Source organism: Streptomyces sp. R41, assembly GCF_041053055.1.
In the GTDB taxonomy this organism is placed as follows: Bacteria; Actinomycetota; Actinomycetes; order Streptomycetales; family Streptomycetaceae; genus Streptomyces.
The window spans coordinates 6,962,403-6,980,215 of the sequence record NZ_CP163443.1 but is presented as its reverse complement, the minus strand read 5'-3'; the positions used below and the strand labels follow the sequence as shown (position 1 = coordinate 6,980,215).

The 17,813-nt window shown below is 69.1% G+C and carries 17 protein-coding genes and 2 tRNA genes; 8 read left to right on the top strand and 11 right to left on the bottom strand.

Annotation, left to right across the window (positions count from 1 at the left end):
* Position 1: 1 nt before the first annotated feature.
* The 4 genes from rsrA to AB5J53_RS31950 form a co-directional block, all read right to left on the bottom strand.
* Positions 2–304: a mycothiol system anti-sigma-R factor gene (gene rsrA / locus AB5J53_RS31965; RefSeq protein WP_369249077.1), complete on the bottom strand. Its 303-nt coding sequence runs from the start codon at positions 302–304 to the stop codon at positions 2–4.
* Positions 301–984, bottom strand: coding sequence for an RNA polymerase sigma factor SigR (gene sigR / locus AB5J53_RS31960; RefSeq protein WP_189189352.1), 684 nt, complete (start codon positions 982–984; stop codon positions 301–303). The genes rsrA and sigR overlap by 4 nt, the downstream gene beginning before the upstream one ends.
* A gap of 254 nt (positions 985–1,238) precedes the next feature.
* Positions 1,239–1,814 carry an alpha/beta family hydrolase gene (locus AB5J53_RS31955; protein WP_369252601.1) on the bottom strand — a complete coding sequence of 192 codons (576 nt, stop codon included), beginning with the start codon at positions 1,812–1,814 and terminating at the stop codon, positions 1,239–1,241.
* Positions 1,815–1,993: 179 nt separating this feature from the next.
* The gene (locus AB5J53_RS31950) at positions 1,994–2,809 is read right to left on the bottom strand and encodes an SOS response-associated peptidase (RefSeq protein WP_369249076.1); all 816 of its coding nucleotides are present in this window, start codon (positions 2,807–2,809) and stop codon (positions 1,994–1,996) included.
* Positions 2,810–2,859: 50 nt separating this feature from the next.
* Here AB5J53_RS31950 and AB5J53_RS31945 point away from each other — a divergent pair, with 50 nt between their 5' ends.
* From AB5J53_RS31945 to AB5J53_RS31930, 4 genes are all read left to right on the top strand, one after another.
* Entirely contained in the window at positions 2,860–3,582 is a 723-nt protein-coding gene (locus tag AB5J53_RS31945) for a M50 family metallopeptidase (protein ID WP_369249075.1), read from the top strand.
* Between the two features lie 157 nt (positions 3,583–3,739).
* The gene (aroA, locus tag AB5J53_RS31940) at positions 3,740–5,080 is read left to right on the top strand and encodes a 3-phosphoshikimate 1-carboxyvinyltransferase (RefSeq protein ID WP_369249074.1); all 1,341 of its coding nucleotides are present in this window, start codon (positions 3,740–3,742) and stop codon (positions 5,078–5,080) included.
* A 16-nt stretch (positions 5,081–5,096) separates the two neighbouring features.
* Entirely contained in the window at positions 5,097–6,107 is a 1,011-nt protein-coding gene (rsgA, locus tag AB5J53_RS31935) for a ribosome small subunit-dependent GTPase A (protein WP_369249073.1), read from the top strand.
* Between the two features lie 138 nt (positions 6,108–6,245).
* Positions 6,246–6,569, top strand: a complete 324-nt coding sequence (locus tag AB5J53_RS31930; protein WP_189189358.1) for a multidrug efflux SMR transporter — start codon at positions 6,246–6,248, stop codon at positions 6,567–6,569.
* A gap of 30 nt (positions 6,570–6,599) precedes the next feature.
* Here AB5J53_RS31930 and AB5J53_RS31925 read toward each other — a convergent pair whose 3' ends face one another.
* Both AB5J53_RS31925 and AB5J53_RS31920 read right to left on the bottom strand, forming a co-directional pair.
* A complete protein-coding gene (locus AB5J53_RS31925) occupies positions 6,600–6,728 on the bottom strand; it encodes a hypothetical protein (protein WP_369249072.1) in 129 nt (42 codons plus the stop codon).
* A 27-nt stretch (positions 6,729–6,755) separates the two neighbouring features.
* The gene (locus AB5J53_RS31920; RefSeq protein ID WP_369249071.1) at positions 6,756–7,367 is read right to left on the bottom strand and encodes a TetR/AcrR family transcriptional regulator; all 612 of its coding nucleotides are present in this window, start codon (positions 7,365–7,367) and stop codon (positions 6,756–6,758) included.
* Positions 7,368–7,751: 384 nt separating this feature from the next.
* On the opposite strand from AB5J53_RS31920, the gene hisN reads away from it, so the two are divergent.
* Both hisN and AB5J53_RS31910 read left to right on the top strand, forming a co-directional pair.
* On the top strand, positions 7,752–8,552 hold the full coding sequence (gene hisN / locus AB5J53_RS31915) for a histidinol-phosphatase (protein ID WP_369249070.1): 801 nt from the start codon (positions 7,752–7,754) through the stop codon (positions 8,550–8,552).
* A gap of 367 nt (positions 8,553–8,919) precedes the next feature.
* Positions 8,920–9,321, top strand: a complete 402-nt coding sequence (locus tag AB5J53_RS31910; protein ID WP_369249069.1) for a cyclic nucleotide-binding/CBS domain-containing protein — start codon at positions 8,920–8,922, stop codon at positions 9,319–9,321.
* A gap of 111 nt (positions 9,322–9,432) precedes the next feature.
* On the opposite strand, the gene AB5J53_RS31905 is transcribed toward AB5J53_RS31910, so the two are convergent.
* Positions 9,433–10,911, bottom strand: coding sequence for a catalase (locus AB5J53_RS31905; protein ID WP_369249068.1), 1,479 nt, complete (start codon positions 10,909–10,911; stop codon positions 9,433–9,435).
* 125 nt (positions 10,912–11,036) lie between these two features.
* Here AB5J53_RS31905 and AB5J53_RS31900 point away from each other — a divergent pair, with 125 nt between their 5' ends.
* Entirely contained in the window at positions 11,037–11,453 is a 417-nt protein-coding gene (locus AB5J53_RS31900; RefSeq protein WP_369249067.1) for a Fur family transcriptional regulator, read from the top strand.
* A 144-nt stretch (positions 11,454–11,597) separates the two neighbouring features.
* On the opposite strand, the gene AB5J53_RS31895 is transcribed toward AB5J53_RS31900, so the two are convergent.
* The 4 genes from AB5J53_RS31895 to AB5J53_RS31880 all read right to left on the bottom strand — a co-directional run bounded on the left by AB5J53_RS31895 (position 11,598) and on the right by AB5J53_RS31880 (position 17,044).
* Positions 11,598–11,671, bottom strand: a tRNA-Met gene (locus AB5J53_RS31895).
* A gap of 242 nt (positions 11,672–11,913) precedes the next feature.
* Positions 11,914–13,773, bottom strand: a complete 1,860-nt coding sequence (locus AB5J53_RS31890) for a sel1 repeat family protein (protein WP_369249066.1) — start codon at positions 13,771–13,773, stop codon at positions 11,914–11,916.
* 229 nt (positions 13,774–14,002) lie between these two features.
* Positions 14,003–14,076 (bottom strand) — tRNA-Met (locus AB5J53_RS31885).
* A gap of 43 nt (positions 14,077–14,119) precedes the next feature.
* Positions 14,120–17,044 carry a UPF0182 family protein gene (locus AB5J53_RS31880; RefSeq protein ID WP_369252599.1) on the bottom strand — a complete coding sequence of 975 codons (2,925 nt, stop codon included), beginning with the start codon at positions 17,042–17,044 and terminating at the stop codon, positions 14,120–14,122.
* 163 nt (positions 17,045–17,207) lie between these two features.
* Here AB5J53_RS31880 and AB5J53_RS31875 point away from each other — a divergent pair, with 163 nt between their 5' ends.
* Positions 17,208–17,750: a PPA1309 family protein gene (locus AB5J53_RS31875; protein ID WP_369249065.1), complete on the top strand. Its 543-nt coding sequence runs from the start codon at positions 17,208–17,210 to the stop codon at positions 17,748–17,750.
* Positions 17,751–17,813: the final 63 nt, after the last annotated feature.

The following is a 17,813-nucleotide window of genomic DNA, read 5'->3' as shown; positions in this document are numbered from 1 at the left end:
TTCAGGACTCCTGAGGCGTCGCCGTCACGTCGTGCTCGGGCACGACCTGTCCGGAGCGGATCAGATCGATGCGACCCATGACCTTGGCGCGCAGATCCGTCGGCACGTCGTCATGACCGCAGCACCGCTTCACCAGCTTCTTCACGGCCTGCTCGAGGCCGTACTTCTCGAGGCACGGGGAGCACTCCTCGAAGTGCACCTCGAACTTGGTGCAGTCCGCGTCCGGCATCTCATGGTCGAGGAACTCGTAGAGATGGTCGAGTACCTCACTGCAATCCGTCTCGTGCGGCTCTCCGCAGCTCATGAGCCCGAGCCTTTCGCTTCGTTCGACTCCCCGGCGCCGGCCGGGACCAGCCCGCGGTCACGCGCGTAGTCCTCGAGCATGCCGCGCAGTTGACGGCGGCCCCGGTGCAGCCGGGACATCACCGTACCGATGGGTGTCCCCATGATGTCCGCGATCTCCTTGTACGCAAAGCCCTCTACATCCGCGAGATAGACGGCGATGCGGAATTCCTCGGGGATCGCCTGCAGCGCTTCCTTGACGTCCGAGTCGGGCAGGTGGTCGAGCGCCTGCGACTCGGCGGAGCGCAGACCCGTCGACATGTGCGACTCGGCACGCGCCAGCTGCCAGTCCTCGATCTCCTCGGCCGCGGAGCGCTGGGGTTCGCGCTGCTTCTTGCGGTACGAGTTGATGAAGGTGTTGGTGAGAATGCGGTACAGCCACGCCTTGAGGTTGGTGCCCTCACGGAACTGGTGGAAGGACGCGTACGCCTTCGCGTACGTCTCCTGCACCAGATCCTCGGCGTCGGCCGGGTTGCGCGTCATGCGCAGGGCGGCCGAGTACATCTGGTCGAGGAATTCGAGCGCGTCCCGCTCGAAGCGCGCGGTGCGCTCGGCGGACGACTCCGTGCTCGTGCCCTGGCCCTCGGGCTGCTCCGCCTGGCCGTGTTCGGTCCCTGCGTCGGTCCCAGTGACCGGACCCACCTCCTCCAGCGTTGTCGTGGAACCGAGACCGGTCCCACTGGAATCGGAGGATAGACGAACATCCGGTCCGCCCGCCGCCCGAATAGGGGCGTTCTTGGCAGCGTGCAGCACCGTCCAGTCCAGGTCAGCGCGGCTGCTGCGGCTCGGGCAGATGGTCGAACCCATGCGGCGGACTTCCTCTCGTACGAACGGTCAGCACGCTCCGTGCTGTCTGATCCGCACAACAGTTGCCCGCCACTCCACATTCCCGGGCGTTACCCGAGTGACGCGGTCCACTTCAGGACACCGTCACTGATGATCGTCAACGCCTCGCCCTGCTCGATCGGCGCCCTCTTCGGAACGGCGAAGCCATGATCACCGTACGGCACCTCGATCAGTTCGTACGCGCCCGTCGGGAACTCCTCCGGCTTCCCGAACGGGTCGTTGCCGCCCTGTACGACCAGTGTGGGCACCCCGGAGCCGAGCAGCTCGTCGGCACGCGACTTCTCGGGCCTGCCCGGCGGGTGCAACGGAAAGCTGAGCGCGAGCACGGCATGGGCTCCCAGTTCGACGGCCGTACGACAGGCAACCCGGGCCCCGGCACTCCGCCCGCCGGAGACCACGGGCAGCCCGGGTCCCGCGAGAGCGGGCCACACCCCCCGCCACCCCACATCCAGCGTCTTGGGCGCGGGCGCCACCTTCTTCCCAGCCACCCGCCAGGGCTGCTCAACAAGCGCGACGCTCACCCCGTGCCCGGGCAACACCTGAGCCAGCAGCTGAAGGTCCCGAGCTTCGATACCACCACCGGCCCCATGACTCACGGCAAGCACAAGCCGCGCCTTCCGAGCCATGTGCCAAGTGATACGGGCGGTCCCCGCGTCCGTCTCGACTGCCTCACTGCGCGTCACGGGACCATCCTGTCACTGTCCCAGCTGTGGGCATGCGTGCTGCTAAGGGCGGCACAGCGGCACCCCGTAAGCGCCGGGTCGCGCGACCCACCCCGACGGCAACCCCCACCCCGGGACAACCGTCAGAACAACGTGACCTCCTCCGGCCCCTCCAGCTCCTTCAACAGCTCCGGCCCGTTGTTCCGCACATTGCTCACCGCCGTGGACACGGGGTACGCGCGCATCAACCCCGCCGGAGGCGACTCAAGCAACGACCGCAGGTCGTCGACATCGGTCCTCGCCGGATCCAGCCAGGCGTCCCACCGATCCGGCGTGAGCATCAGCGGCATCCGCGGATGGATGTCGGCCAGGGCCCGCGGCCCCTCGGCCGGCGCGACCGCAAGCGGCGAGCTCTCCGCCTCGGTCGTGATGACCGAGCACGTCACCCACCACGCCTGCGGATGGTCATCGGGCAACGTCTTGTCGCGCCAGAACTCGTACAGCCCGGCCATGGCGAACACAGAACCGTCCGCGGGAGTCACGAAGTACGGCTGCTTGCGCGGCCGCTTCTTCTTGCCCTCGACCTCCAGATCGCGCTCGGCGGCACCGGTGACCCACTCGTAGTAGCCGTCGGCGGGCAGGATGCAGCGCCGGGCGGCGAAGGCGCGGCGGTACGAGGGCTTCTCGTGCACCGTCTCCGCGCGCGCGTTGATCATCCGGGCGCCGCCCTCGGGCGTCTTGGCCCAGGAGGGCACGAGCCCCCACTTGAGCGTGCGCAGCTGGCGAACCGGCTTCGGGCTGCCCGCGTCCTTAAGGGGGCGGTCGAGGACGGCGTAGACCTCTTTGGTCGGGGCCACGTTGTAGTCGGGCGCCAGCGTCTCCTCGGGCTGCCACTTCTCGATCTCAAAGATTCCTGCGAGATCCTCGGGCCTACGACTCGCTGCATACCGTCCGCACATACGTGCCACACTGCCAGATTCCGCGTTACGAGAGGGAGCTCCCGCCGACAATGGACAGCACCGCATCCACTTCGCTGGCCGGCCTCTGGGACCAGATATTCGGCAGCCAGCCGGACCCCGACCTATGGGTGGTGATCGCCACCATGGTCGCCGCGCTGGCGTCGATCGTCCCGCACGGCGTCTGGCGCGTCTCCCGCAACGCCATCACCATCGCGCACGAGGGCGGACACGGCCTGGTCGCCCTGCTCACCGGGCGCAGCCTCAGCGGCATACGGCTGCACTCGGACACCAGCGGCCTCACCGTCAGCCGCGGCAAGCCCACCGGCCTCGGCATGATCCTCACCGCCGCCGCGGGCTACACCGCTCCCCCGTTGCTCGGCCTCGGCGGCGCCGCGCTGCTCGCCGCGGGCCACATCACCGCACTGCTGTGGCTGGCGACGGCCCTGCTCGTCGCGATGCTGGTGATGATCCGCAACGCGTACGGCGCGCTCACCGTGATCCTCACCGGCGGAACGTTCGTGGTGGTGTCCTGGCTCGCCGGACCCCAGGTGCAGGCGGCGTTCGCGTACGCGGTGGTCTGGTTCCTGCTGCTCGGCGGCGTACGCCCGGCCTTCGAGCTCCAGGCGAAGCGGATGCGAGGCGGAGCGGGCGACTCGGACGCGGACCAGCTGTCGCGGCTCACCCACGTCCCGGCGGGCCTGTGGCTTTTCCTGTTCCACTCGGTGTCACTGTGCTCGCTCATAGGCGGTGGCCGCTGGTTGCTGGAGGTCTGAAGCCCCAGTACGGGAAGCGCCCCGAAAGGGGCGCGAGGCTGTGGCATATGCCGCTCCGCCGCATGGGCGCGACCAGCCTCGACGCACCCGCGGCCGACAAACGACCCGCGTTCCCCGGCCAAACCCAGCGGAGCGAACCCCCACTAAAGTGGGGCGCATGACCGTTAACCCCGCCCACACCGCCCTCTGGCCCGCCCCGCACGCGAGCGGAGCCGTCGACGCGACGGTCCACGTGCCGGGGTCCAAGTCGGTCACCAACCGCGCCCTCGTGCTGGCCGCGCTGGCCTCCGAGCCGGGCTGGCTGCGCCGGCCGCTGCGCTCCCGCGACACCCTACTGATGGCGGGCGCCCTGCGCGCGATGGGCGTCGGCATCGAGGAGACGGTGGCGTCCAGCTCCACGGTCGCTGTCGGTCCCGACGCCTCCGGCGAGGCCTGGCGGGTCATCCCCTCGGGCCTGCACGGCCCGGCCACGGTCGACGTCGGCAACGCCGGCACCGTGATGCGCTTCCTGCCCCCGGTCGCCGCTCTCGCCGACGGCCCCATCCGCTTCGACGGCGACCCACGCTCGTACGAGCGCCCTTTGAACGGTGTGATCGACGCGCTGCGCCTGCTCGGCGCCCGGATCGACGACGACGGCCGCGGCGCACTGCCGCTGACCGTGCACGGCGGCGGCGCCCTGGACGGCGGTCAGGTCGAGATCGACGCGTCCTCGTCCTCCCAGTTCGTGAGTGCCCTCCTCCTCTCCGGCCCGCGCTTCAACCAGGGCGTGGAGGTCCGGCACATCGGCTCGACCCTCCCCTCCATGCCGCACATCCGGATGACGGTCGACATGCTGCGCGCGGTCGGCGCGCAGGTGGACACCCCGGAGTCGGGCGGCGAGCCCAACGTCTGGCGGGTCACGCCGGGAGCCCTGCTCGGCCGCGACCTGATCGTCGAGCCGGACCTCTCGAACGCGCAGCCGTTCCTCGCGGCGGCCCTGGTGACCGGCGGCAAGGTCGTCGTCCCCGACTGGCCCGCGCGCACCACCCAGCCCGGTGACAAGCTGCGGGAGATCTTCACGGAGATGGGCGGTTCCTGCGAACTGACCGAGAGCGGCCTGGAGTTCACCGGTTCCGGCGCGATCCACGGCATCGACGTGGATCTGAGCGAGGTCGGCGAGCTGACCCCCGGCATCGCGGCGGTCGCCGCCCTCGCCGACTCCCCCTCGACCCTGCGCGGCGTGGCCCACCTCCGCCTGCACGAGACGGACCGCCTGGCCGCGCTCACCAAGGAGATCAACGAGCTCGGCGGCGACGTCACCGAGACCGCGGACGGTCTGCACATCCGCCCGCGCCGGCTGCACGGCGGCGTCTTCCACACGTACGACGACCACCGCATGGCCACCGCCGGCGCGATCATCGGCCTGGCGGTGGAGGGCGTACAGATCGAGAACGTGGCGACGACGGCGAAGACCCTGCCGGACTTCCCGGACATGTGGACCGGAATGCTCGGGAACTGACGGGCGGACCGGGATCATGCGCCGTTACGGCAAGCACACCGACGAGGACGACATCCGCCAGCGCCCCAACCGCAAGGGCAACCGTCCGCGTACGAACATCCGCCCCAAGCACGAGGAGGCGGTCGAGGGCCTGGTCCTCACCGTCGACCGGGGCCGTCTGACCTGCCTGGTCGAGGACCGTGTCGTGATGGCCATGAAGGCCCGCGAACTGGGCCGCAAGGCAGCCGTGGTCGGCGACCGCGTCGCCATCGTCGGCGACCTGTCCGGCGACAAGGACACCCTCGCCCGCATCGTCCGCATCGAGCCGCGCACCTCCGTGCTGCGCCGCACGGCCGACGACGACGACCCGTACGAGCGCGTGGTCGTCGCCAACGCCGACCAACTCGCCATCGTCACCGCCCTCGCCGACCCCGAGCCGCGCCCCCGACTGATCGACCGCTGCCTGGTCGCGGCGTACGACGGCGGCCTCACCCCGCTCCTCGTCCTCACCAAGTCCGACCTGTCCTCGCCCGACGAACTCCTGGAGCTGTACGGGGCGTTGGGTGTCCCCTACGTCGTGACCAGCCGCGAGGAGCTGGAGAGCGGCGAGGCGGTGGAGCGCGTACGCAAGCAACTGGACGGCAAGATCACGGCGTTCGTCGGCCACTCGGGCGTGGGCAAGACGACCCTGGTCAACGCCCTCGTGTCCCTGGAGCGGCGGCGCAGCACCGGAGTCGTCAACGCCGTCACCGGTCGCGGCCGGCACACCACCACGTCGGCGCGCGCGATCCCGCTCCCCGACGAGGCCGGCTGGGTCATCGACACTCCGGGCGTCCGCTCCTTCGGCCTGCACCACGTGGACCCGTCCCGTGTCATCAAGGCCTTCCCCGACCTGGAGCCCGGCACCGAGGGGTGCCCGCGCGCGTGCAGTCACGACGAGCCGGACTGCGCACTCGACCAGTGGGTGGCCGACGGTCACGCGGACCCCGCCCGCCTCTATTCCCTGCGGAGGCTGCTCGCGACGCGGGAGCGGCACGAGGGCGACTGACACCAACTGTCTCCGCCTGACCTCCGCGTTGTTTGCGTCAGCCGCCTGTCGGTAAATGCATAATCGCACCAAGCCGGACCGAAGCCAGAGGCCAGAAGCAGACGAAGCAGTCGACGTGCGGACGCGGGAGGACAACACATGGCGTGGCTGCTGGTCGTTGTGGCGGGACTGCTCGAAACCGGCTTCGCCGTCTGCCTGAAGCTCTCGCACGGCTTCACCAGACTCTGGCCGACGGTCGCGTTCTGCATCTTCGCGCTCGGCAGCTTCGGCCTGCTGACCCTCTCCCTGAAGAAGCTCGACGTCGGCCCGGCGTACGCGGTGTGGACCGGCATCGGCGCGGCCGGCACCGCGATCTACGGCATGATCTTCCTCGGCGACCTGGTCTCCACCCTCAAGATCGTCTCGATCAGCTTCGTGATCATCGGCGTCATCGGCCTGCAGCTGTCGGGCTCCGCCCACTGACGCCGCCGGATTCCGCCCACTGACCCTGCTTCAGATCACCTCCCGTACCCGCGGGAAGTGGCGCGCGGCCCCATCCGCTTCCAGGGCGGGCACATCATGAGCCCACCGCTTGCGCTCGTCGTCGGCGAGTTCGGCGCGGGTCGCCGACGACGACTTCACGTCGAGGTCGGCCGGCTCAAAAAGCAGTCACTGGACACCAAGCCGGTGGGCCGGGGTCAGCGCGGCCTTCACCAGGTCCGTGACCCCGCCCTCACCGGGCGGCGCGGCCACACACGACAAGGCAAGACGGACGACGAGTTCGCATGAGCGTGCCAGCTCGGCCGTGTCCGCCTTGGAGGTGGAGAGCGTGGCGACGGCCCGGTCCCGGACCAGCGCCACGAAGTCGGCGGGCGAGGGCAGCGGCCCGTCGGCCCGCCGCTGCGCGGGCACGGCGGACGACGAGGGTACGGCAGACAACGTCGGCGAGGGCAACCGCTCGCTCCAGCACCCCGTGAGCATCGCCCTCACCAAGGCGTTGCTCCGCGCCGCCGACGCGGTCCACTCAGCTGTGGCAACCAGCCGCTCCCGGGCATCCGCATGAGCGGCGAGCGCCCGCTCGACCCCCGCGAGATACGCATCGGCCTCCCGCCGCACAAGGGCGCGCGCGAGCCCCTCTTTGCTCCCGAACTCGTTGTAGAGCGTCTGACGTGACACCCCGGCCACGGCGGCCACATCGACCATCCGCACCACGGACCACGCGCGACGCGCGAGTGCCGTATAAGCGGCGTCCAAGAGGGATTCCCGCGCTGCAGGCATCATCGCCTCCCTGGGGCGAGCGAGTCTGCAGCTCAGATTTGACGCGCACAGGTCCACTGTCAAGGGTTCGCGGCGGCCCGAAGGGGCGTACGCCACCAAGCGCACGCATCGGTGGACGGACGCAAGCCCCCCCCCACGGCCCCGCAAGCCGCCGAACCGGCCGCGGCGGGGGGGACGTGCCGGAACGTCCGCCCGCAGCTGATGGCGCGTCACCGCCGGTTTCCTCAGAGCTCAACCGATTCCGCGCCAGACCGAGGACGGACGCTCCGGCAAGGCCCCGACCCACCACCGGGCGGCAGGCGAACCCGCCACGGGCGGCAACCGGGGGTCCGGGGTGATCCCCGGCCCGTGTAGCCCCGCCCCGACGCGGGCAGATACGGTTCACTCATGCCCGACTATCGCGATGACCTGCGCCTCGCACATGTCCTGGCGGACGCCGCCGACGCCGCGACGATGGACCGGTTCAAGGCGCTCGACCTGAAGGTCGAGACCAAGCCGGACATGACGCCGGTGAGCGAGGCGGACAAGGCCGCCGAGGAGCTCATCCGCGGCCAGCTCCAGCGGGCGAGGCCACGCGACGCGATCCTCGGCGAGGAGTACGGCATCGAGGGCACGGGCCCGCGCCGCTGGGTCGTCGACCCGATCGACGGCACCAAGAACTACGTACGCGGCGTCCCCGTCTGGGCCACGCTGATCTCCCTGATGGAGGCGGGCGAGGGCGGCTACCAGCCGGTCGTCGGCGTCGTCTCCGCACCCGCGCTCGGCCGCCGCTGGTGGGCCGCGAAGGGCCATGGCGCGTTCACCGGCCGCAGCCTCTCCTCCGCGTCCCGGCTCCACGTCTCGAGCGTCTCGCGCATGGCCGACGCCTCGTTCGCGTACTCGTCGCTGAGCGGCTGGGAGGACCAGGGCCGCCTCGACGGCTTCCTGGACCTCACGAAGGCCGTCTGGCGCACCCGCGGATACGGCGACTTCTGGCCGTACATGATGGTCGCCGAGGGCTCGGTCGACATCTGCGCGGAGCCCGAGCTGTCCCTGTGGGACATGGCGGCGAACGCGATCGTGGTGACCGAGGCGGGCGGCTCCTTCACCGGCCTGGACGGCCGCCCGGGCCCGCACAGCGGCAACGCGGCCGCGTCGAACGGCATCCTCCACGACGAGATGCTGGGGTACCTGAACCAGCGCTACTGAGCATGGTTCAACGGTGAGCGGCGTTCACTACTGAGCGATGTCCACTACTGAGCGTGTTTCACTCCTGAGCGTGTTTCACTCCTGAGCGGTGTTTCACTCCTGAGCGATATCACCATTGAGCGATGTATCACCACTGAGCAGTGTTCAGAGCGAGCAGGGTTCACCACTGAGCGGAATGCACCACCGTGCGGGGTTCCTGAGCAACCCCGGCTGACCTGGGACTCCTGAGTACCCCCCGGGCGCCCCCGAACTCACCGCGTGCGCCCCCTTGTTGACCCTCCCTTTAACTGCGACTCTGAGAGTCCCCCCACTTGTGAACTTGTGAATCGCTTCTCTTGGCGCTTCACCAAGGAGGTGGCTCCAGCCCATGCTCGTCCGCGACGCCATGAGCACGGTGGTTCTGACCATCGGCCCGGCACACACCCTCCGTCAGGCGGCCCGTCTGATGTCCGCGCGCCGCGTCGGCGCGGCCGTAGTCCTCGACGAGGACTCGTCCGGCCTCGGCATCCTCACCGAGCGTGACATCCTCAATTCCCTCGCCCTCGGTCAGAACCCGGACACGGAGACCGCAGGCACTCACACCACCACCGACGTCGTCTTCGCCGCCCCCGCCTGGACCCTGGAGGAGGCCGCGACCGCGATGTCGCACGGCGGCTTCCGTCACCTGATCGTGCTCGACTCGACCGGCCCGGTCGGCATCGTCTCGGTCCGCGACATCATCCGCTGCTGGGCCCCGGCACGGCACCACGCGGGCAGCCTGGCGGGCTGACACGCGTCGGCGCCTGTACGGACAAGATCCGCACAGGCGCCGTTCTAAACCGCAACCATCAATTGAGGAACCCCCACGGCGAGCAACCACGTCCGCGAGAGCGGCGCCGGTTCAGGCGCCAAGGGGGCGCAGGGCCTGGACCGCGGCTTCCAGCCGCTTGCCGAAGTCGCCGTCCGCCTGGCGGAAGTTGTCGATCGCGCGCTCGGCGATGTCGTCACGGGAGACCTTGGCGATGAAGCCGGCCAGATTCTCGATCAGACGGCCCTTCTCGTCCTCGGACATCAGGCGATAGAGGTTGCCCGCCTGCACGAAGTCGTCGTCCTCGGCGTGGAGCGGAGCCGCGGTGTCGCCGGTGACACCGGTGACCGGGAGCGGCTGCCACAGCGGACGGTCCGTCTGGAACGGGCCGCCGAAGCTGTTCGGCTCGTAGTTCTTCGCGCCCTTGTGGCGGCCGTCGTACAGGAAGCCGTCACGGGAGTTGGTACGCGCCTCGGTGGCGTGCGGGCGGTTCACCGGCAGGTGGTCGGCGTTGATGCCGACGCGGTAGCGGTGGGCGTCGCCGTACGCGAAGAGGCGGCCCTGGAGCATCTTGTCGGGCGAAGGCCCGATACCCGGCACGAAGTGCGCGGGACTGAAAATGCTCTGCTCGACCTCGGCGAAGATGTTCTCCGGGTTGCGGTTGAGCTCCAGCTTGCCGATCTCGATGGGCGGGTAGTCCTCGTGCGGCCACACCTTGGTGAGGTCGAACGGGTTGAAGCGGTACGTCGCCGCGTCCGCCGCCGGCATGATCTGCACCTGCACCGTCCAGGACGGGAAGTCGCCGCGCTCGATGGCCTCGCGCAGGTCGCGCTGGTGGGAGTCGGGATCCTCACCGGCGAGCTTGTTGGCCTCTTCCTGGGTGAGGTTCTTGATGCCCTGGTCGGTCTTGAAGTGGTACTTGACCCAGAAGACCTCGCCGGCCTCGTTGTTCCACTGGTACGTGTGCGAGCCGTACCCGTTGAGGTGGCGGTAGGAGGCGGGGATACCGCGGTCGCCGAAGAGCCAGGTCACCTGGTGCGTGGACTCGGGGGACAACCCCCAGAAGTCCCACACGTTGTCGGCTTCCTGAGAACCGGTGTACGGGTCACGCTTCTGCGTGTGGATGAAGTCGGGGAACTTGATGGCGTCCTTGATGAAGAACACCGGGGTGTTGTTGCCGACGAGGTCGTAGTTGCCCTCTTCGGTGTAGAACTTCAGCGCGAAACCGCGGGGGTCACGGACCGCGTCCGCGGACCCGAGGTTGCCGGCCACCGTCGAGAACCGCAGGAACGTCTCGGTCTGCTTGCCGACCTCGGAGAGGAACTTCGCGCGCGTCCACTGTGAGACATCACGGGTCAGCGTGAAGGTGCCGTACGCGGCGGCGCCGCGGGCGTGCACGATGCGCTCCGGAATGCGCTCACGGTTGAAGTGCGCGAGCTTCTCCAGCAGCAGCTGGTCCTGCACGAGGACGGGCCCGCCGACGCCCGCGGTCTCGCTGTTCTGGTTGTCGGCCACCGGCGCGCCGGCCTCCGTCGTAAGCGGTCCCTGCGTCACGTGCGCCTCCTGCGTCATTCCAGGCCTGTCCTGTCCCCTGGCCAATGCCGGTCTCGATCCTACAATGGACATTGTCTAAGTCAAGTTCAGATCCAAAGTCACACCCGTTCGGGATCTGGTCCTCTTGCTGTTAGGCTGTCTGTATGAGTGACCTGTTGGAACGGCTGCGCGGACGCGGATGGCGGATGACCGCGCAGCGGCGTGTCGTGGCCGAGGTCCTCGACGGCGATCACGTCCACCTGACGGCCGACGAGGTACATGCGCGTGCCGTCGCCAAGCTGCCCGAGATCTCCCGGGCGACCGTCTACAACACGCTGGGTGAGCTGGTCTCGCTCGGCGAGGTGCTGGAAGTCGCCACGGACAAGCGCGCCAAGCGCTACGACCCGAACGCGCACCGTCCGCACCACCACCTGGTCTGCGCCCAGTGCGGCGCCATCCGCGACGTGCACCCGACCGGCAACCCGCTCGCCGACCTCCCGGCCTCGGAGCGCTTCGGCTTCACGGTCTCGGACGTCGAGGTGACGTATCGCGGCGTCTGCCCGAACTGCTCGGCAGGCTGAGACCCCCCACTTTCACGAAAGCCCCGGCACGCGACGCGTGCCGGGGCTTTCCGCTTTTCACCGTCCACAGCGGCGCCTCTGCGCCACCACCCATGAACACACCGAGGGCCGGAACCCTGTCGGATTCCGGCCCTCGGCCTTCAGTAGCGGGGACAGGATTTGAACCTGCGACCTCTGGGTTATGAGCCCAGCGAGCTACCGAGCTGCTCCACCCCGCGTCGATGAACTGAACAGTACGTCAACTGTGCGGACCAGCGCAAATCCCTTGATCGAGCGCTCCAGCGGGCGGTCTTGCCGCTTCGGCCGACGATCATGTTTAGCCTGTCCGGCGTATGAGGACGAGGCCGTCAAGGCGCCGAAGCGGGGGTCTGGGCTGCGGCAGCCCCAGGTACGGGAGGGACGGGCAGAGGCGGAGGGGGCGAAACCTGAACCCCAGCCCCTCGCCACCTCAGCCCAACCATCACGCGGACAACTCCTCCCGCAAGGCATCCCGCAACCGAGCCGCCCGCTCGGACACCTCCGCGGGCCCAAGAGAGACGGCGCGGTCGGCCCACCGCTGCCCCTCGGCAAGCTCCCCCTGCCGCGCGTAGACAAGCGCCAGCCGAAGCGCGGCCCGCCCATGCCCCGCGTCAGCGGCCCGTGTCCACCACAACGCGGCCTCCGGCTCACTCCCCTCCCGAGCCAACAGCAGCCCAAGATTGAACGCCCCGTTCCGAGACCCGGCCTCGGCAGCCTCGCGGTACCACCGAGCCGCCTCCACCACATCGCCCCGCGCGGCGGCCAGCATCCCGACCCGCACCTGCGCCCGCCGGTGCCCCTGGGACGCCGCGCGCTCGTACCACTCCTCGCACTCGCTCTTCTCCTGAGCGGGCTCCCCCAGCTCATGAGCGGGCGCCGGCGGCCGCCGGGCGTCGAGCACGGCGGCAAGCCGGTACGCGGCCTCCGCGCTACCGCCCCCCGCCGCACCCCGCAGATGCCGCTCAGCCGCGCGCTCGTCCCCCTCCCGCAGCCGCGCGATGGCGACCTGGAGCGCCGCCTCCGTGTGCCCGGCAGCGGCAGCCCGCTCGTACCAGCGCAGCGCGGCCGCGTCGTCGTCCTCGGTCCCCCGCCCGGCATGCAGGATCCCGAGATTGAACGCGGCGTCCACGCTCCCGGACTCCGCGGCCTTGGAGAACCAGGGCTCGGCCCCGGCCGCGTCGCCGACCTGCAGCAACAGAATCGCCAAGGCATTCGCGGCCTCGCGATGACCGGCATACGCGGCCCGCCGATACCACTGCTCGGCCTGCGCGGTCCGCCCCCGCTCGGCGCAGAGCAGCCCGAGGTTGTAGGCCCCGTTCACATCGCCCGCGTCCATCGCGGCCCGGTACCACCGCTCGGCGGTCTGCGTCTCACCGCGCTCGGCGTGCAGCGCGCCCAGGGCGTTCGCGGCGTTCCCGTCCCCGTCCTGCGCGGCCCGCAGCCACCAGACGGCGGCGCTCTCCGTGTCCCCCGCGTCCCGCAGCAGGAATCCGAGCGCGCACGCGGCACGCGCCTCGCCGTCCTTGGCGGACGTCAGATACCAGCGCCCGGCCTCCTTGAGGTGGCCCCGCTTCTCCAGGATCGCCCCGAGGTGCAGCGCGGCCCGCCGGTGTCCGCGCGCGGCGGCCTGCCGGTACCACTGCTCGGCCTCTTCACCCGCCGCACCGATGACACCGATGACACCGTTGTCAGCGCCGGTCTGGACCGCGTCCGCGGCCTTGCGATCAAGCGTCCGCGCCAGCCGGTAGGCGGCCTCGCGGTGCCCTCGCTCGGCGGCGGCCCGCATCCACTGCTCGGCGCCGACGTCACTGCGGTGCTCCAGCAGGTCGGCGAGCGCGTACGCGCCGAGGGCGTGCCCCTGCTCGGCGGACTGGCGCAGCCAGTACTCGGCGGCGGGTTCGTCGCCGCGCTCCCGGTGGTGCCGCCCGAGCGCGTGCGCGGCGGCCGCGGAACCCGCGACGGCGGCGATCCGCCACCATCCGGCGGCCTCGTCGGCGTATCCGCGCTGGTGCAGGAGGACACCCAGGTTGTTGGCGGCGGCGCGGTCACCGGCGGCGGTGGCAGCGCGCAGCTGGGGCTCGGCTCCGTCGAGATCACCGCGGCGCAGCAGCATGGCCCCGAGGACGCTCATCGCCTCGACGTCGCCGGCTTCGGCGGCCAGCCGCTGGCGCGCTTCCTCGACAGCCTCGCCGGTTTCGTCCCGGTCGGAAGGCTGCGTGAGATCCGCAGGCTGCACAAAGTCGGCAGGCTGCGCAAACCGCCCTGTATCCAACAGAGTTGCCTTGTCCCCCATAACGTCCATCGTCGCACCACCTGCAACCTGGGTACACCTGGTATACCGCAGCCAGTGAGGTCACTTCAGCGTTTTGTCGACATGCCCACAGAGAGACAAGTCAAACACAGATTTCCCAACTCCCCCCGCATGCCGCAGCACTTCACGCAAGACGCCAGGTCACCACGGGCGCCTCGGCGTGGCGCGGCACACGTCGAAGGCCCGGATCCATGATCAGGATCCGGGCCTTCGACTTCAGTAGCGGGGACAGGATTTGAACCTGCGACCTCTGGGTTATGAGCCCAGCGAGCTACCGAGCTGCTCCACCCCGCGCCGTTGTGTTGCAACCGTACCACGGCGCGGGGTGGGCTCCTGATCAGCCGCTTCCGGAGCTCTTGTCGCCACTCTTGTCGCTGCTCTTGCTTGCGCCGCTGCTACTGCTGCCACTGCCGCCGCTGGTCTTGTCGGCCTTGGTCTGCGCGTCCTCCGCTCGTTTCAGCGCGTCCTCAAGATCCTTCTGCGCCTGGCCGTACGCCTGCCAGTCGCCCTTCTTCAGGGCCTCCTGACCTTGATCGAAGGCCTTCTGGGCGTCGTTGAGCGCCTCTTGGACCGTTGGGTTGCTCGACGTGGGCGGTTTGGTGGTCCCCTCGTCGGACGGCGGGGTGGTCGAACCGTCCGCTCCGAAGACCTTGTTGAGCGCCTTGTCGAGCGTGTCCTCGAAGGCGGTGCTGCCTCCGTAGGTCACCAGCACCTTGCGCAGCAGCGGGTACTTGAGGTCACCACCGCGTACGTACACGGGCTCCACATAGAGCAGTCCTCCATCGAGCGGAACCGTCAGCAGGTTTCCGTACTCGATGTCCGAGTCACCGCCCTTGAGGAGTCTGATGGACTCGGCGATGGACGGCTCGGAGTTGAACTGGCTCTGCACCCGTTTAGGTCCGTCGACGGTTCTGCCCGTCGGCAGTTTCAGGATGCTGATCTTGCCGTAACCGGGCTTGCCCGCTTCGGCGTTGACGGACACGAAGCCGCTCAGGTTGTCACGGCCGTTCGGCGTCATCGTCGTCGTCAGCGAGAACGACTGCGATGTCTCGCCGGGCAGCTTCATGCTCAGGTAGTAAGGCGGCACGGGTCCCGACTTGTTGGTCGGGTCGTCCGGGACCTGCCACACCTCACTGCCGCTGAGGAACGTCTGCGCGTCCTTCACGTGGTAGCGGGTGAGCAGCTCGCGCTGGACCTTGAACAGGTCCTGCGGGTACCGCAGATGATCCATCAGCGACGGCGAGATCGCGCTCTTGGACTTCACCGTGTTCGGGAACGCCTTCATCCAGGTCTTGAGGACCGGGTCCTTGGTGTCCCACTGGTAGAGCTTGACCTCACCGGTGTACGCGTCGACGGTCGCCTTCACCGAGTTGCGGATGTAGTTGACCTGGTTCTGCTGGGCCACCACCGCGCGCTGGTTGTTGGCCGCCGTCAGCGAGTCCGCCGTCGTGTCACCGAGGGTGGTGCGGGAGGCGTACGGATAGCCGTTGGTGGTCGTGTACGCGTCGACGATCCACTGGATCTTCCCGTCGACGACCGCCGGATAGGCGTCACCGTCGATGGTCAGCCAGGGGGCAACCGCCTCGACGCGCTCCTTGGGAGTGCGGTTGTAGAGGATCCGCGAACCCTCGCCGATCGCACCCGAGTACAGGATCTGCGGCTCGCCGAACGCCACCGCGTACGCGGCCCGGTTGATCGGGCTGGAGAGGCTGACGCCGCTCTTGCCCTTGTAGCTGGTGGTCTTCTCGCCGCTGTCGTCGGAGTAGTCGATCTCCTTCTGGGGACCGCCGACGATCGAGTACTGGGTGGTCTTCTCGCCGTAGTAGATCTGCTGCTGATACGTGCCCAGGTCGCCCTTGGACGGCAGGTTGTACTCGGTGAAGAGGGGGCGGCCCTCGCTGTCGGCCGTGGTGCCCTTGGCCGCGACGACGCCGTATCCGTGGGTGTAGCGGAAGTGGTCGTTGATCCAGTTGTTCTTCGGGATGCCCTGGAGGTTCAGCTCGCGCAGACCGATGACCGTGTCCTGGCCCTTGTACCGGTCGACGTCCAGGTTCGACGGGAAGCCGTAGTAGTTCCGCACCTGCTGGAGCTGCTGGAAGGTGGGCGACACGATGTTCGGGTCCATCAGACGAAGGCTCGCGGCGGTGTCCGCGTCGTCGCGCAGCTTGGTCTTGTCCTTGGTGTTGCCCGTGCCCGGGTAGTCCGTCACCTTGGTGCCGTCGATCCCGTACGCCTCGCGGGTCGCCTTGAGGTTCTTCTCGACGTACGGCGCTTCCTTTGCCTGCTCGTTCGGCTGGACCTGGAACTTCTGGACGATCGCCGGGTACAGGCCGCCGATGAGGATCGCCGAGAGCACCATCAGGCCGAAGCCGATGACGGGCAGCTGCCAGGTGCGCCGCCACAGGGTGGCGAAGAAGAGCAGCGCGCAGATGACGGCGATGCAGAACAGGATCGTCTTGGCGGGCAGATACGCGTTCGCGTCGACGTACCTCAGGCCCGTCCAGTTGCCGGTCGCCTTGAAGTCACTGGACTTCACGGCGAGTCCGTACCGGTCGAGCCAGTAGGCGACCGCCTTCAGCGCGACGAAGATGCCGAGGAGCACCGAGAGATGCCCGGTGGCCGCGCCCGTGGCGCGCGCCCCAGGGCTGGTGATCCGCAGCCCGCCGTACAGGTAGTGCGTGAGCGCGGCGGCGATCAGCGAGAGCACCGCGGCCGCGAAGCCGAAGCCGAGCAGGAAGCGGTACCAGGGCAGGTCGAAGGCGTAGAAGGACACGTCGAGGTGGAACTGGGGGTCCTTCTGGTGGAAGGGCACCCCGTTCACCCACATCAGCCAGGTGCGCCACTGGCCCGAGGCGGACGCACCGGCGATCAGCCCTACCAGGGAGGTGATGCCGAGCAGCAGCCATGTCTTGTAGGGCGCGATGCCCATGCGGTACCGGTCGAGGCTCTGCTGCTCCATCGACATGGCGCTCAGCGGCGGGCGCAGCCGGTGCGCCAGCCAGATGTTCAAGCCGACCGAGACCGCCATCAGCAGGCCGAAGACGAAGAAGAGCCCGATCTTGGTCCACAGGGTGGTCGTGAAGACGGACGAGTAGTGAACCGACCGGTACCAGAGCCAGTCCGTCCAGAACCCCGCGAACATGACGAAGGCCATGGCCAGCACGGCCAGCACGCCCAGCGTCATGAGCAGGGTCCGGACACGCCGGGAGGGTCGGCCCACTCTGATCCGTGGCCCCGTCGGGCCTCCGCCGCGGTCCGGCATCTGGAAAGCCAAGGTGCGCACCTCGAAGTCGCTGTTGATCCGTCAGGTCCCCGTGATGGTGGACCGTCCGTAAGGCTCCGTGATCGTGGAGCCTCATCTATGCAACTTACTCACGCTTTACTCGGTTCCCGGTTCCGGGTATTAACGAGGCAGGATTGTGACCATGTCCAACACTCCCATGGCAGCGAGCCCGCTCACCCGGGCCGTACTCGAGATCGACGAGTACGCCTCCGGCCTCGGCTGGGACCAGCCCGCTCGCCTCTTCGCCCTCGTAGACACCGCGCGACTGCGGGCCCAGGAACCCGGCCTCGCGGCCCAGCTCGGCCTGCAGGACGAACCGGAGACCACCGGTCTCACCCCCATCGAGCAGGACGAGATCCCTGCCGACAAGCCGCTGGACGAATTCCTCGGCACCATCGCCTGGCCGGACGCCGTGGTCGGCTGCGCGCTCACGGTGGAACGGCTGATGCTGCCGCCGTCCGCGGAGGCCTCCGTCCCGGAGGGCCTCAGCGAGAAGAAGCTCGCGAAGTGGGTCGCCGAGCACCCGGACCGTCAGGAGGTACGCATGACGGTCGGCGTCCTGCGCGACGGCACCCGCGACTCGGCGCTCCGCCTGCGCCAGAAGGACGCGCCGACGGAGGTGCTCACGGGGTCGGGCCTGGTGCCGGGTCTGGCGGAGGCACTGTCGGCGACGTTCGCGGACTGATCTCTCGCTGTACGTGGCTGGGGGCGCCCCCTGATCCCGGGGCGCCCCCAGCCACGTACAACC